This window comes from Salinibacterium sp. G-O1 (assembly GCF_030063305.1).
Classification (GTDB): domain Bacteria; phylum Actinomycetota; class Actinomycetes; order Actinomycetales; family Microbacteriaceae; genus Rhodoglobus.
The window spans coordinates 838,907-852,170 of sequence record NZ_JASISV010000001.1; the positions used below are offsets into that span (position 1 = coordinate 838,907).

At 65.4% G+C, this 13,264-nt stretch carries 15 protein-coding genes; 8 read left to right on the top strand and 7 right to left on the bottom strand.

Features of this window, described 5'->3' with window-relative positions; genetic code table 11:
* Positions 1-75: 75 nt before the first annotated feature.
* Positions 76-834, bottom strand: coding sequence for an ABC transporter permease (locus tag QMG83_RS04105; RefSeq protein WP_349357365.1), 759 nt, complete (start codon positions 832-834; stop codon positions 76-78).
* A 118-nt stretch (positions 835-952) separates the two neighbouring features.
* Here QMG83_RS04105 and QMG83_RS04110 point away from each other — a divergent pair, with 118 nt between their 5' ends.
* Genes QMG83_RS04110 through QMG83_RS04125 form a run of 4 tightly spaced genes read left to right on the top strand, consistent with a single transcriptional unit; the run spans position 953 to position 4,524 of the window.
* Positions 953-1,654 (top strand): phosphatase PAP2 family protein, encoded by a 702-nt coding sequence (locus tag QMG83_RS04110; protein ID WP_283504068.1) that lies wholly within the window; start codon positions 953-955, stop codon positions 1,652-1,654.
* On the top strand, positions 1,651-2,466 hold the full coding sequence (locus QMG83_RS04115) for a COG4705 family protein (protein WP_283504069.1): 816 nt from the start codon (positions 1,651-1,653) through the stop codon (positions 2,464-2,466). The genes QMG83_RS04110 and QMG83_RS04115 overlap by 4 nt, the downstream gene beginning before the upstream one ends.
* A 34-nt stretch (positions 2,467-2,500) precedes the next feature.
* Positions 2,501-3,181: a response regulator transcription factor gene (locus QMG83_RS04120; RefSeq protein WP_283504070.1), complete on the top strand. Its 681-nt coding sequence runs from the start codon at positions 2,501-2,503 to the stop codon at positions 3,179-3,181.
* A complete protein-coding gene (locus QMG83_RS04125; RefSeq protein WP_283504071.1) occupies positions 3,178-4,524 on the top strand; it encodes a sensor histidine kinase in 1,347 nt (448 codons plus the stop codon). The genes QMG83_RS04120 and QMG83_RS04125 overlap by 4 nt, the downstream gene beginning before the upstream one ends.
* A 58-nt stretch (positions 4,525-4,582) precedes the next feature.
* Here QMG83_RS04125 and QMG83_RS04130 read toward each other — a convergent pair whose 3' ends face one another.
* The 5 genes from QMG83_RS04130 to QMG83_RS04150 form a co-directional block, all read right to left on the bottom strand.
* Positions 4,583-4,891 carry a hypothetical protein gene (locus tag QMG83_RS04130; protein ID WP_283504072.1) on the bottom strand — a complete coding sequence of 103 codons (309 nt, stop codon included), beginning with the start codon at positions 4,889-4,891 and terminating at the stop codon, positions 4,583-4,585.
* 67 nt (positions 4,892-4,958) lie between these two features.
* Complete coding sequence (locus QMG83_RS04135; RefSeq protein WP_283504073.1) at positions 4,959-5,894, bottom strand: sensor histidine kinase; 936 nt, start codon at positions 5,892-5,894, stop codon at positions 4,959-4,961.
* Positions 5,891-6,565 (bottom strand): response regulator transcription factor, encoded by a 675-nt coding sequence (locus tag QMG83_RS04140; RefSeq protein WP_283504074.1) that lies wholly within the window; start codon positions 6,563-6,565, stop codon positions 5,891-5,893. The genes QMG83_RS04135 and QMG83_RS04140 overlap by 4 nt, the downstream gene beginning before the upstream one ends.
* Positions 6,566-6,664: 99 nt before the next feature.
* Entirely contained in the window at positions 6,665-7,102 is a 438-nt protein-coding gene (gene sufU, locus QMG83_RS04145; RefSeq protein WP_283504075.1) for a Fe-S cluster assembly sulfur transfer protein SufU, read from the bottom strand.
* Positions 7,099-8,385, bottom strand: coding sequence for a SufS family cysteine desulfurase (locus tag QMG83_RS04150; protein ID WP_283504076.1), 1,287 nt, complete (start codon positions 8,383-8,385; stop codon positions 7,099-7,101). Before QMG83_RS04150 ends, sufU begins: the two co-directional genes overlap by 4 nt.
* Positions 8,386-8,558: 173 nt before the next feature.
* On the opposite strand from QMG83_RS04150, the gene QMG83_RS04155 reads away from it, so the two are divergent.
* The 4 genes from QMG83_RS04155 (at position 8,559) to QMG83_RS04170 (ending at position 11,008) form a co-directional block, all read left to right on the top strand.
* Complete coding sequence (locus tag QMG83_RS04155; protein WP_283504077.1) at positions 8,559-8,888, top strand: DUF7882 family protein; 330 nt, start codon at positions 8,559-8,561, stop codon at positions 8,886-8,888.
* 11 nt (positions 8,889-8,899) lie between these two features.
* Positions 8,900-9,871: a bacteriorhodopsin gene (locus tag QMG83_RS04160; RefSeq protein WP_283504078.1), complete on the top strand. Its 972-nt coding sequence runs from the start codon at positions 8,900-8,902 to the stop codon at positions 9,869-9,871.
* Positions 9,872-9,942: 71 nt separating this feature from the next.
* Positions 9,943-10,488, top strand: coding sequence for a Dps family protein (locus tag QMG83_RS04165; RefSeq protein WP_283504079.1), 546 nt, complete (start codon positions 9,943-9,945; stop codon positions 10,486-10,488).
* Between the two features lie 130 nt (positions 10,489-10,618).
* The gene (locus QMG83_RS04170; RefSeq protein ID WP_283504080.1) at positions 10,619-11,008 is read left to right on the top strand and encodes a hypothetical protein; all 390 of its coding nucleotides are present in this window, start codon (positions 10,619-10,621) and stop codon (positions 11,006-11,008) included.
* Positions 11,009-11,017: 9 nt separating this feature from the next.
* Here QMG83_RS04170 and QMG83_RS04175 read toward each other — a convergent pair whose 3' ends face one another.
* Positions 11,018-13,147 carry a hypothetical protein gene (locus QMG83_RS04175; protein WP_283504081.1) on the bottom strand — a complete coding sequence of 710 codons (2,130 nt, stop codon included), beginning with the start codon at positions 13,145-13,147 and terminating at the stop codon, positions 11,018-11,020.
* Positions 13,148-13,264 lie beyond the last annotated feature (117 nt).

Consider the following 13,264-nt stretch of genomic DNA (forward strand, 5'->3'; position numbering starts at 1 on the left):
GAAGGATAGGGAGATCGCACCTGTGCCACCACGGGGTTGCCGGTGCCCCGCTCGTGCGGTACCTGACGGGCGCCGTCACAGTCCGCGCTGCACCACTCTTCCGGTCATCCGGGTCAGGGCTGTTGCTGTCAGCACGCCCGCTGCAAGGATGCTCGCGAGCACGACGACTTGGAACCGCCCGGCCTCGAGCGGTGACGCTCCGGCGAAGATCGCACCCACGAACGCGCCGGGGAGCACGACAATGCCGGTGGTGCGGGTCTGGTCCACCGACGGCAGCAGTGCGGTATGGATGGCGCGACGGCCGAGGTCGAGCGTGGACTGGCGGGGTGTCGCCCCGAGGGCGAGCCACCCCTCGACCTCGTCCCAGTGGTCGCGAACCGAGGCGCTGTACACGCGCTGGGTGAGAATCGCGATCGTCATGGTGTTGCCGATGACGATGCCGCCGATCGCGAGCACATAGCGCGGCGAGAACTCGATGGCGCCCGTCGCGAAGACGATCGACATGACGACGAGAGGGCCGATGATCATGGATGCCGCGAGGCCCAGCAGCGCGGATGCCCCAGCCCGCGCCCGCCGCGCGGCCGTCCCGACGGCGGCCACGAACATGACACCGAGACCGACGCCGACCCAGAGCGGATCCCGGATGATGCCGGTCAGCACCAGGCTGAGTGCGCCGAGTTGCAGGATGGCGCGTGCCAAAGCGAGGAGAACCGCGCGCGGCTGCGGGATGTGGAAGATGCTCAGGCCGACAGTGGCGATTGCCGCGAGCAGCACCAGCGCGATCGCGGTCGCAATCCAGGGGCTCGCGGCATCCATGGTTCGACCATAGGTCACAGCTACACCTTGATGAGGCGGTGTTGTCCTGCCACCCCGACGCGTCGCTGAGAACTCTCTCAGGACCAGCCGTGCGTGCGATCCACTTCACCACATGGAATGCCCGTAAGTTCGAAAGGTGCCCAAGACGAAATTGCTCCACGCTCCCCGACGATCACCCGCCGCGACCCGCGAGATGCTCGTGGGTGGCCTCGGGATTGTGGGCGTGGTTCTCGCTGGTGTCGGCGTCGCAACCGTGGGAGGCAACCTGCCCTTCGGGCTGGACCAGGCCTGGCACGATGTGCTCGCGGCTCACCGCTTTCCGGCGGCGGGAGCGATCGCCGGTGCGCTGCACGTCATCGGCGGAACCCTCGTGATGACGATTCTCACCGTGCTCGTCGTTGTCGTGTTCCTGCTCATGCGCCGATTCCGGGCGGCCATCACGGTCGCTCTGGCGATGGCGTTGTCGGCCGGAATCTCGACTGTGCTCAAGGCCGCTCTGGCCAGACCGAGACCCTCAGACGGAATTGTGGATACCGCATCAAACGCCTTTCCGTCGGGACACGCGACGGCGGCTGCGGCCATCACCATCGCCCTGCTGATCGCGTTACCGCGGACGTGGACACGGGTGTTGGCGGTTGTGTGGATCACCCTGATGGCGCTCAGCCGCAACTATCTGCTCGTGCACTGGCTGTCTGATGTCATCGCGGGTGCTGTGCTGGGCGCATCGGCGGCTCTGCTGGTTTCCGGCGTCATGCGCTTGTTCCTGAAAGAACCCTCACTCCCGGGGGCCGGGATCCCGGGCGAACGTCAGGCGGCATCCACCAGCCTGACCTCATGACAAACACCCTGCCCGAGCACGTTCGCACCATCCTCTTCAACCGGGTGCCCGAGGTCACCATCGCCTTCTGGGTGATCAAGATTCTCTCCACCACCACGGGCGAGACCTTCGCCGACTACCTCAACGCGGACCTCGGCCTTGGCCTGCAGATCACGACCTACATCATGGGTGCGCTTCTCATCGCATCCCTCATTGCGCAGTTCGCCACCAGGAGGTACACCTCGGGTGTCTATTGGACGGTGGTGGTGCTGGTGAGCGTGGTCGGCACTCTCGTCACCGACAACCTCACCGACGTTGCCGGAGTGCCGCTATGGGCCAGCACCATCCTCTTCAGCGCGCTGCTGGCCGTCACCTTCGGGATCTGGTTCTACCGGGAGCGCACGCTGTCGATCCACACGATCTTCTCGCGCCGCCGCGAGGCCTTCTACTGGGTTGCGATTTTGTTCACCTTCGCGCTCGGCACCGCGGCCGGTGACCTCATCACCGAGGGGCTGGGCCTCGGGTACCTCGTGGGCGTCATTCTCTTCACGTCACTCATCGGTGTCATCGCCGTCGCCAGGTTCGTGTTCAACGCCAACGCCGTCGCCTGCTTCTGGGCGGCCTACATCCTCACCCGTCCGCTCGGCGCGTCCATCGGCGACCTGCTGTCGCAGGCGCCGGCCGACGGTGGTCTGGGTCTCGGCACGACCGTGACGAGCGTGGTGTTCCTCGTCGCCATCGTGGGTTTCGCAGCATTCCTCGGCATCAGGGTGAAGCGCCAGCGCCAGGAGGCCGTGATCGCATCGCCAATCGCAGAACCCGTCGCGGCCTAGCCGTAGGATCGCACCATAACGGAAGGTGGACCGTGTGGCCCTGCGCATCCTGGTGGTGGAGGACGAGCCCGAAATGGCGGCGCTCCTCGCCCGCGGGCTTCGTGGCGAGGGCTACACGGTCGACACCGCTGGCAACGGCATCGACGGCATCACCCTGGCCCAGCGGGAGCCCTACGACATCGCCGTGCTCGACGTCATGCTCCCCGGCATGTCGGGTTTCGAACTCTGCCGCCGTCTGCGCGAGCACACCAACGGTATGGCGATCCTGCTTCTCACCGCGAGGGATGCCGTCGACGACCGGGTGCGCGGGCTCGACTCCGGCGCCGACGACTACCTCACCAAACCGTTCGAATTCGCCGAGCTGGCCGCTCGCCTCCGGGCGCTTCGCCGGCGGGATGCGATCGGCGCGTCCCGACTCGATATCGGGGGCCTGCAGATCGACATGACCCGCCACGAGATCACGGCGGGTGGCACCGAGCTGCGGTTGAGTCGCACCGAGTTCGACCTGCTGCGACTGCTTGCCGAAAACTCCACCCGGGTGATGCCCCGGGCCGAAATCATCGACTCGATCTGGGGATCCGTGGCGCACATCGACCCCAACATCGTCGACCAATACGTCAGCTATGTCAGAAGGAAGCTTGAGACCGTCGGGTCGCCGGTGCGTATCGCCACCACGCGCGGCGTCGGATTCCAGCTGATCGCGCTGGACCAGTGAATCTTTCACGCCTCACCATCCGCGCGCGCATCACCGGTGGCAGCCTGATTGTCGCGATCCTCATCTCGATCGTCGCGGGCATCGTGATCTTCTCGCAGGTGCAGCGGATCGTCAGCGACGGGCAGATCCGCGTACTCGAGAACGTCGAAAGCCCGTACCTCACAGCCCTCAGCAATGGCACCGACGAGATCGACCCTCCCGGCGCCGGCCAACTCGTTGCGGTGATCGACCCCAGCGGGCCGGTGCGGATCAACACCCTTCCGGACGAACTGACTGAGCAGTTGGGCGCCCTGGCGGCGGAGCCCGATGACACCCGCATTGTCTCCGCGGACTCGGAGACATTCCTCGTCAAGGTGACCAGTGTGGAGACGAGCGACGGCACCTGGAAGATCATCACAGCCAACCCTGATGATCCGGAAGAGTCAGTGCTGCAGCAGGTCGCGTTCCTGCTCATCGCGAGCATCGCCGGAATCAATATCGCCTTCGGGGCGGCATCCTGGTTCATCGGAACCGCAGCCCTCCGGCCGGTTGGGCGGCTGAGGCGCAGCGCCGCGACTCTGGTGGCAAGCCCAGGCTCCGAGCTGCTGCCGGTCGGCCCGTCTCAGGATGAGATCTCGGAACTCGCCGGCACCCTCAACGAGCTGATCAGCCAGCTGCGCACGTCAGCCGAACGCGAACGACAGATCGTCTCAGACGCGAGCCACGAGTTTCGCACCCCGCTGGCGATCATCCAAACACAGCTCGAGCTTGCTCAACGCCAGGCAGACACCCTGCCGAAGATGCAGGATGACGTCGCCGCCGCCCAGCGCACGCTGGTGCGCCTGTCTGCCCTGGCAACGTCGATGCTGGAACTGTCACGCATCGACGCGCAGGCAACGCCGGGAACCTCGACGACTTTCGAGCTCGCCGCGGAGCTGGCGGATGCGGCGGACCGCGGCCGACAGCACGTCGGCCATCGAGACATCCGGATCGAATACTCCAGCAACATTGCCGAGCTTCGCACAGTGGCGGTAAGTGACGCCGACTTCGGGCGTGTTTGCGACAACCTGGTCAACAATGCGCTCGCCGCCACGGGCGTCGAGGGTGCCATCGAGCTGTCACTGGTGATCCTGGGTGACAGCATCGCTCTGCGGGTCAGCGACACCGCCGGCGGAATGGATGACGCGTTCGTGCCGCTCGCGTTCGACCGGTTCTCCCGTGCCGACCATGCCCGCACCGGCGGCGGAGCCGGCCTGGGGCTGTCGATCGTTGCGGGCATCGTGGCAGTGTCTGGCGGTGCGATCACGCTCGACAATCGCCCTGGCGATGGGCTCACCGTCGAGGTAACCTTCCCCCTGGTCTGACGAAACGGCCAGCCGACATTGCGTCGACTGGCCGTCAGTGTCGGCAAACAGTGGCGGGCTAGTTGCCAGCGTCGTCGGCCGTCTCGCCGTCGTTGGTGCCGTCTTCGACACCGCTGTCGTCTGCGGTCTCGCCATCGCTGGTGCCGTCCTCGACCCCAGCGTCGTCGGCCGTCTCGCCGTCGTTGGTGCCGTCTTCGATCCCGTTATCGTCGGCGGTCTCGCCGTCGTTGGTGCCGTCCTCAACACCGGACAGGTGCACGATGGCGGTCGTCGCGGCCTGTGCAGGAATGGCCATCACAAGACCGCCTCCCACCAGTGACAGGACGATAACGGCGGACGATGCCAGTGCGGTCTTGATCTTGCTCATGAGTTCGTCTCCTTTTGCGGCGATCATTTATCGCCATGTCATCAACGCTAGAAAAGTGAACGTGGGATCACCGTGAGAGCGGGATCTCCAGCGACGCCGTGGTGCCAACTCCCAGTTCCGACTCCAGATCGACCCGACCGCGGTGCAGATTCGCGATCTCCTGCACAATGGAAAGTCCGAGCCCGCGCCCGAGTGTCGCGCGGGACGCGTCAGCTCGCCAGAACCGGTCGAAGGCGAGACTGCACTGCTCTCGGGTCATGCCGACGCCTCGGTCGGCGACGGTGATTCGCGCCGCGCCGTTCTTCTTGACGACCGCGAGGGTCACCTCGGATTCGGTGGGGGAATAGCGCAGGGCATTCGTGAGCAGGTTCACCACCGCCCGGGTGAGCATCGAGGGGGCAACCGTCACCACGAAATCCGGGGAGGTGTTGCGCAGCACACGTGACGCGTCATCCGGAGGGAGCTGGCCGATCGCGTCACTGAGGATCGAGCCGATCTCCACGTCGCGCATCGCAATATTCGTGTCGTGGGCACCACGGGAGAGCACCAGCAGGTCGTCCAGGATCTCGTTGAGTTGGGTGGTCGAGTGCAGGGAGTGGCCCAGGATGGTGCGGTATTCGAGGCTCGATCGCGGCCGGCTCAACCCGAGCTCGAGTTGAGCCTGCAGGGCGCTCAGCGGCGTGCGGAACTCGTGGGAGGCGTCGTCGACAAAGCGCTGTTGCGCTTCGAAGCTCGCCAAAATGGGCCGCATTGCGAGGGACGCAAGCAGGTAGCTGGTAACCGGGATGACGATGATCAGACCGGCATAGGCGATGAGGATGCCGGTGCGCAGGTTCGCAAAGCCCGCTTCGGCCGAGAGCACCGCGGTCTCTCCGTCGGCGACGTCGTAGTCGAAGGCGGTGGTCACGTAGGCATAGATACCCAGCCCGAAGGCTGCGAACAACACAAGCTGCACCAGGGCGTACGACAACGCGAGCCGCAGTTTTGCCCGCCGGAAGATCATGCGTCGATGGTGTAGCCGCTGCCGCGGAACGTCGTGATCGGATCGGGCTGCCCGTGGATGGCCAGCTTTCGGCGCAGGTACCGGATGTAGGTCTGCACCACGTTGCTGTACCCCTCGTAGTTGCTGTCCCACGCATGGTCGATCAGGTCCGAGGCGCTTACGATCTGACCCGCGTTGCGCATCAGGTAGTCGAGCACCGCGTATTCCTTGGCGGTCAGCTCGATGCGTCGTCCGGATCTGATCACCGAGCGCGTCGACGGCTCCAGCCGCATGGTCCCGACGCTCACGGCCTCCGCGCTGGCCCGCGGCGCCCGACGCAGCAGGGCTCGAACCCGGGCCAGCAACTCCTCGATGTGGAACGGTTTGGTCAGATAGTCGTCGGCTCCCGCATCCAACCCCCGCACTTTCGAGTCTCCAGAGTCGATCGCCGTGAGCATGAGGATGGGAACCTCGGGTGACAGTTCGCGGATCCGCCGGCACAGCTCGATGCCGCCGCCGGGCAACCCGGGCAGCCGCACATCGAGAACCGCGATGTCGACCGGCTCGATCATGAAGGCGCGCAGGCCGTCGTCGGCGTCGCCGGCGACATCGACCGCGTAGCCGGCCTCCCTCAGCGTCTGAGCCAGCGAACGCTGGATGGCGACGTCATCTTCCACCACGAGAACCCGCATGTGTCCCTCCCTGCCGGCGCCAGTGTGGCGCACTCAGGGCAGAGCGGGGTGAGGATGGCGGCCCTGCGCATGAGAGTCCTCTCAGGCGCAGAGCGAGCGCTACTTCCCGTCGAGCGCGTGCTCCAGGGCGACCCACGCGAGCATCGCGCACTTCACCCTGGCGACGTAGCGCGAGACCCCGTTGAGCGCGATCGCGTCCTCAAACCGTTCCTCGTCGAGCTCGATGGCGCCGCGCGAGCGCATGGCGGTGCGGAACTCCTCGAGCAGCAGACGCGTGTCATCCACCTCGCGACCCTCGATCAGGGTCGACAGCAGCGACGCGCTGGACTGCGAGATGGTGCAGCCGTGACCCTCCCACCCGACGTGGGCGACGGTGTCGGCATCCACCTGGATCGATAGGGTGATCTCGTCGCCGCAGGTCGGGTTCAGCTGGTGGGAGCTCCCCGTGGGGTGCTCGAGGGTGACCCTGCCATGCGGGCTCTTCGCGTGATCGAGAATCAGCTGCTGGTACAGCCCGTTCAGTTCGTCTGAGCTCATGAGGTCACTCCGAAAAATCCCCGGACGTCGCTCACGGCCTGCAGGAACAGGTCGATCTCGTCGTCCGTCGTGTAGATGGATCCACTCGCCCTGGTGGTGGCGGTCAGGCCCAGCCGCCGGTGCAACGGCTGCGCGCAGTGGTGGCCGACGCGCACGGCGATGCCACGGTCATCCAGAAACTGGCCGACGTCATGCGCGTGGATGCCCGCCACATCGAAACTCGCAAGCCCCACCCGCTCGCCCTGGGCGCCCAGCACACGGATGCCGTCGATCGTTGCGAGCCCGTCGAGCAGTCGGCGGCTCACGTGGGAGCCGTGGGCTGCGACCCGATCCATGCCGATCGCGCTCAGGTAGTCGGCGGCCGCGGCGAGTGCAATGGACTGGGCCACCCGCTGGGTGCCGGCCTCGAACCGCTGCGGGGCAGGCAGGAACTGGGCGGCCTCCATGGTCACGGTGGTGATCATCGAGCCGCCGGTGAGGAACGGGGGCAGAGCGTTCAGCAGCGCGCGGCGGCCGTAGAACCCGCCGATTCCCGTCGGAGCCAGCATCTTGTGGCCCGAAAACACGGCGAAATCGACGTCAAGCGCATGCAGGTCGAGGGGGAGATGCGGAGCGGACTGGCAGGCGTCGAGCACCACGATCGCACCCACCTGATGGGCCCTCGCCACGATGTCGGCCACCGGGTTGATGGTTCCGAGCACGTTCGAGACATGGGTGACGGCGACGACTCGCGCGCGCTCGGTGACGATCTCGTCGAGGAGGTCGAGCCGCAGGCGACCGTCATCATCAACCGGGATGAAGCGCAGCGTCGCGCCAGTGCGCAGCGCCAGCTGCTGCCACGGGATGAGGTTCGCATGGTGCTCCTGCTCGGTGACGACGATCTCGTCTCCGACCGAGAGCTTCAGCGATGCAAAGTCGGGGGAGAACGATGCGTTCGACAGTGCGTACGCGAGGAGGTTCAGGCCTTCCGTCGCGTTCGACGTCCAGACAATTTCGTCGGCGTCTGCACCCACGAAGCGGGCGACGGTCTCCCTGGCGTCCTCAAATTCTTCGGTGGCCTCGGCCGCGAGCGTGTGCGCCCCGCGGTGTACCGCCGAATTGCGGCGCACGGTGAAGTTGCGCTCGGCGTCCAGCACGGCCACGGGCTTCTGGGAGGTGGCTCCCGAGTCGAGATAGACCAGGGGATGCCCGTTGACCTCGACTCCGAGGATGGGGAAGTCGCCGCGGATGGTCTCAATCTCGGCGGGGGTGAGCGTGTGAGCGGTCGGGGTCGTCGACGTCATGGTCACAACTTCCTTTCCGCCGTCGCAGTCAGCACTGTGCGCGCCGCTACTACTAGTGTGAACCCTCCAGCGCCCGGGGAATTCCCGTGGCGAGGTAGACCCGGCATTCTGCCGCTGAGCGATAGAATAAAAGTTGATCTTTCCCCCGATCCCGGAAGGATGAAGGGCAACTCGTGGGTACATTGTTGTACGGCAGCTTGGGAACAGAAATCTCGTTTGATGACCGTGCGCTCGCGCACCTTCAAATCGTGATCACCGCCAAGCTGCGTCGGCGTGAAGGTTTTGTGTTCTCCTGGACGAGCACTCCCGGCGCGGGAAGCGGCAGAAGTGCGATCTGGCTCGATCCGAGCAGCACCCTGTTCTTCCGTTATTTCGGCAGCAGGCCCCCGGCGATCAATCGCGAGTGGATCGAAGTGCTGGCCGCGTCGTCCAATAATCCCGGTGGGCTCGTATTCACGGCCGAACCAGAGTCCCCTAAGGAGGGTGCTCCATCGCGGTCGTAGGGGCAGTGCCCATGATCTCAGCGCCCTGGATGGCGTCACTCTCCGACGCGAACCACCTGCTGATCATGTATTTCATGGGCGTCGCGTTCCTGGTGCTCAGTGCGGGGTTTGTGCGCGCCGTAGCCACGCGAGGCGAGGTGGGGGTGCGCTACAGGTCGGCCACCGTCGCCAGACTCGCCGTTCTTGGGGCCGCCGCTGTCTCGTACCTGTTCCTGCTCATCACCTTCGTCTTCGGCTACGACGCGACGGCGACAGGATGGGAACCGAACGAACTCGCCGTCAACACCTTCGCGCTGCGGTACGCGGACTGGTCGCTGACGGTTCCGTTGCTGTGTGCCGAGCTGCTCGCGGTAACTGCCCTCATCGGTTTCGCCTACAAGCGCGCACAGTACCTCGCCATCGCGTTCGCCTTCGGCATGATCTTCACCGGTTTCCTTGGGGCTATCGTGCTTCACGACGACGACAACCCCGGTGTCACCTCGCTCTGGTTCGGCGTGAGCGTCATCTTCTGGGTGCTCACCAACGTCGTGTTGATCCGCGCCGTCAGGACGTCGTCATCGGCGCTCACCCCCGAGGCTGGCCGGCTGCTCAGGAACGCCACCATCCTCCTGCTTACCGGCTGGGTTATTTACCCGATCGCCAGCATGATCCAGTTGTTCGCGTTCGGCGGGGAGTGGACCACCACGATGCAGGTCGTGCTGTGCATCGCGGACATCGTGGTGAAGGTGGGCTTCAGCACGATCATCCACGATGTGGCGAAGCTGCGAACTGCCGAAGACGTCCGGGCCGGGGAAGACATGCATCCCGAGGCCATCTGGATCGCGTCGGTCAAGCTGTCCGATGCAGGCCAGGCTCCCGAAGTGATTCTGGAGCAGAGCCGCATCGTTCATTCGGCCCGAAAACGCCCCCCGTCGTCGGCGGCTCAGGGGATGTCAGCCGAAGAAGCGCAGGCCATGCCCGATTATTTGCCACCGGAAGCCTGAGCCTGCGTACCACCTTGGGTGCGGCACGTCGACCCCTGTTTGGATTTCGTCAGTAGTTCTAGCCTGACATCATGGCATCCTCTACCGCGCAAAAAACGAAAGCACCGGCCGCGTCAGGAGCTCGAGTCACTCGACGCCAGAACGCCGAGCACGGGTTCATCGCCTCGAAGGCCCTCAGCGACAACATGCAAAAGGTTTTGGTCGACTTGCTTGAGCTGCAGATTCAGGGCAAGCAGGCGCACTGGAACGTCGTCGGTCGCAATTTTCGTGACACCCATCGAATCCTTGACGAAATCATCGATGCCGCCAGAGTCTTCAGTGACGACGTTGCCGAGCGGATGCGCGCACTGCATGCGATTCCGGATGGCCGTAGCGACACGGTCGCTGCGACCACGAGCCTGCCCGCGTATCCAGCGGGAGAGGTCGACACCGTCGAGACCGTCGACCTGGTGACAGTTCGGCTCGAATCGACGGTGGCCACGATGCGCGAAGTTCACGATGAGGTCGACGAGGAAGATCCCACCAGCGCTGACATTCTGCACGGCGTTATCGAGAAGCTCGAGCAGTTTGCCTGGATGGTGTCGGCGGAGAACCGCACCCCTTCTTCAACAAAATAGGCGCCAGGAGGCGACCGTGATGACATCAAGCGGGAACGATCAACGAGACCGGCTCAACAACAGATTTTCCTCTGAGCTGACGTGGCGAGACGGAACTGCCGACAGCGTGCCTGCCTGGTATGCACAACTATTGACCGATCTGATTCTGGCGACCGGCGATGAGCCGATCACCTACTTCTCCGCCAAATATGTTCCGGCCCGGGACCTGGGCAGCGGTTCGGTATCGGTCGTCGCCTTCACCGACGAGATCGTCGCGTACGCGAATTTCGATTCAGACCCGAGCGCTGGCTCAAGCCCACTGGAGGTGGTCGTAACAGCACGCCGAACACTCAGCAGCTTCAGTCTGGAATCCGACATGGACGAGTTCGCGCAGGTGACCGACGCGCTGGGCACGGTGCGAATCACGGTGAACTATCCGCAGTTCAGCCGCACCCTCCCGTTGGGAGCCTCCGACTGGAGCACTCGCGACAGTGAAACCGCCGACCTGATTGCGCGACTGAGGCGCGACGTCGTCGCCTGATTTTCGTAGTTAGTGGCTTCGCGCTGGCTGTGGGTGAACCGCAACGCGAGAGCCGAACGACGGTTCGATGAGTCGGATCCACGCCCACAGCGCAAGGCACACCGCCGACGACGCGAGCGCGAGCCCGATGAGCCACTGCACGGGGAACGTGGCGCCTCCCGCGATCACGACGCCGGCAAGGGTGGCCGCGACGAGAGCGACAGCGACCCACGCGACGGGGGACCATTCGAAGATCAGGCGGCCCGGCATCCTGCTCACCGGCAGCGTCATGATGACCGCGGAGCCGATGGCCGCGATGCAGAGGCTCGCGAGCGTTTCGCTGGCAAGCGACGGTAGCAACCCAGCGACGGGGCCCAGTGCGCTGTGGGCCAGCCATGCCCCGACCCCGAGAATCATCGTGACCAATAGTTGTGTCGTGGCGACCAGCCCGCGCGGACGCGCCCCGAGGCCCGTGACGAAGGATGCGGCGACAACGACCCCGACGATGACGGGAGGCTGAATGCCCCCTCCCCGCGAGATGAGGGCGGTTATCGCGGCGATGGCAAGGAAACCGGGTACCAGCCTGATGCGCGATTCACCCCCGACTGCTCTCGATGCCAGCGTGGTGGTGATGGCCACAGCAACCCCGTTCAACACGAGAAGGGCGATGGTGATGGCGATGGCGAGTCGAAGGTAGCGCACCTCGCCCTGGATGCCCCCGGCAAGCGCCGCGAGCACCGCGGCTGCACCGATAGCGCCGACCAGAGTAAGTCTGGGGCGTAACTGGGGGAGCTCGGAAGCAGTCAGCCTGCTGTGATCCCGGGCGAAGTAGTGACGCGGAAAGCGGCTTCGGAGGGCGCCGAGCGCCAGTCTCAACGGCATCGCGACCAGCAGGATGAAGCCGACACCGAGCGCGAGGCCCCAGAGCCAGGCGTTGCCGGTCCCGGTCGACTCGACGGTCGGGATGGCCGCTCCGTACTCGGTCGGTGTCGCCCAGGTGTCGAGGGGATCGAGCCCCGAGATGCCGCCGACGGGCGGAGGGAAGAAGGGGAAGGTCGGAACGCTGATGGGCGCCTCGGCCGTATTCTGCGACGGCGACGGTTCGGGAACCGGAACGGGCGTCGTGGTGATGGGGCTGGGTGGGGTGACGGTCGAACCCGGCTTCGGCGCGGTGGGTGCCGGCGCGACCGGGGGAGCGGCGACCGCGACCGAAATCGGGATGCCGGGCGAGGCGCCGCTGGGATTGCCCGCGGCATCCCATTGGATGCCCTGCACGTTGTGTGAGCCGCCGCCGAGTTGCGCGGCGCACGACCAACGCCCGCCGCCGACGCTGCTCGAGCACACGAGGGTTCCGTCGACAAACACGTCGACCCTTGCCCCGCTCTCGCCGGTGCCCGAGAAAACCATCGCCCCACCGACGGGATACTCACCTGCGGTGGGCTGTGTGAAGACGGGATAAGCGGGCGGATCCTTATCGACCCTCACGATGACCGTGCCGGAAGCGCCGCCGGGCTCGCTGTCGTTGTTGGCCCAGGTCTGCCTGGCCGATATTGGGTAGTCGCCGGAAGCGCTCACCGCCAGAGGGCACGACCAGTACCCGCTGGGCTGCACGATCCCGGGGCAGTCCCCGACAGCAGAACCCGACAGGACGATCCCCGAGCCGGGGAATCCGGTGCCCGAGATGACGCCCGTGGTCACGATGGGGGATTTGCCCGTGATCGTCGGTGCTGGCAGCACCCTGATGGTGATGCGCGCCTCGTCGGGGGTGGATTCTCCCTCGAATCTTTGGAAAACCGTGACGGTGTTGCGGCCGGTGGGTGCGGCGAAGGAGCACGTCCAGGTGGTGCCTGCCGTAATCGAGCAATACGGATCGCCTCCCGCAAGGGACTGCACCTCGACCCGACCCGTTACGTCCTTGGTGCCGGAAATGGTGACGCTCGCCGTGGGGAACAGGGTGTCGCTGGCTGGCGATGTGATCGCCAGCGGCGCGGTGGGGTCTCCCGGGGCGGCGGCCGCAGGCGCATCCGGTTCGGCTGCCGCCGCAGCAATGGTGGGGGTCGCTCCGAGGAGCGCAAACGCAATCGCTGCGGACAGCACGACGAAAGCCGCCCCGCGATGGCGGGCCGACCCTGACTGGCCGCGCTCGTCGATATACCTCACCCTGCATCAATTGAGCAAGAAATATTTGTACAAGTCAATCGGCACACCGACTTATTGCGAAATACTCAGGTTTCTATGGGCGCGGGATTCGTGACAGGCTCAAGAAATGGAAGACAG

Coding starts and splice junctions, on each gene's coding strand:
- QMG83_RS04115 (WP_283504069.1), top strand. CDS start 1,651: ATGACAAACACCCTGCCCGAGCACGTTCGCACCATCCTCTTCAACCGG.
- QMG83_RS04130 (WP_283504072.1), bottom strand. CDS start 4,891: ATGAGCAAGATCAAGACCGCACTGGCATCGTCCGCCGTTATCGTCCTG.
- QMG83_RS04135 (WP_283504073.1), bottom strand. CDS start 5,894: ATGATCTTCCGGCGGGCAAAACTGCGGCTCGCGTTGTCGTACGCCCTG.
- QMG83_RS04140 (WP_283504074.1), bottom strand. CDS start 6,565: ATGCGGGTTCTCGTGGTGGAAGATGACGTCGCCATCCAGCGTTCGCTG.
- sufU (WP_283504075.1), bottom strand. CDS start 7,102: ATGAGCTCAGACGAACTGAACGGGCTGTACCAGCAGCTGATTCTCGAT.
- QMG83_RS04150 (WP_283504076.1), bottom strand. CDS start 8,385: ATGACGTCGACGACCCCGACCGCTCACACGCTCACCCCCGCCGAGATT.
- QMG83_RS04160 (WP_283504078.1), top strand. CDS start 8,900: ATGATCTCAGCGCCCTGGATGGCGTCACTCTCCGACGCGAACCACCTG.
- QMG83_RS04165 (WP_283504079.1), top strand. CDS start 9,943: ATGGCATCCTCTACCGCGCAAAAAACGAAAGCACCGGCCGCGTCAGGA.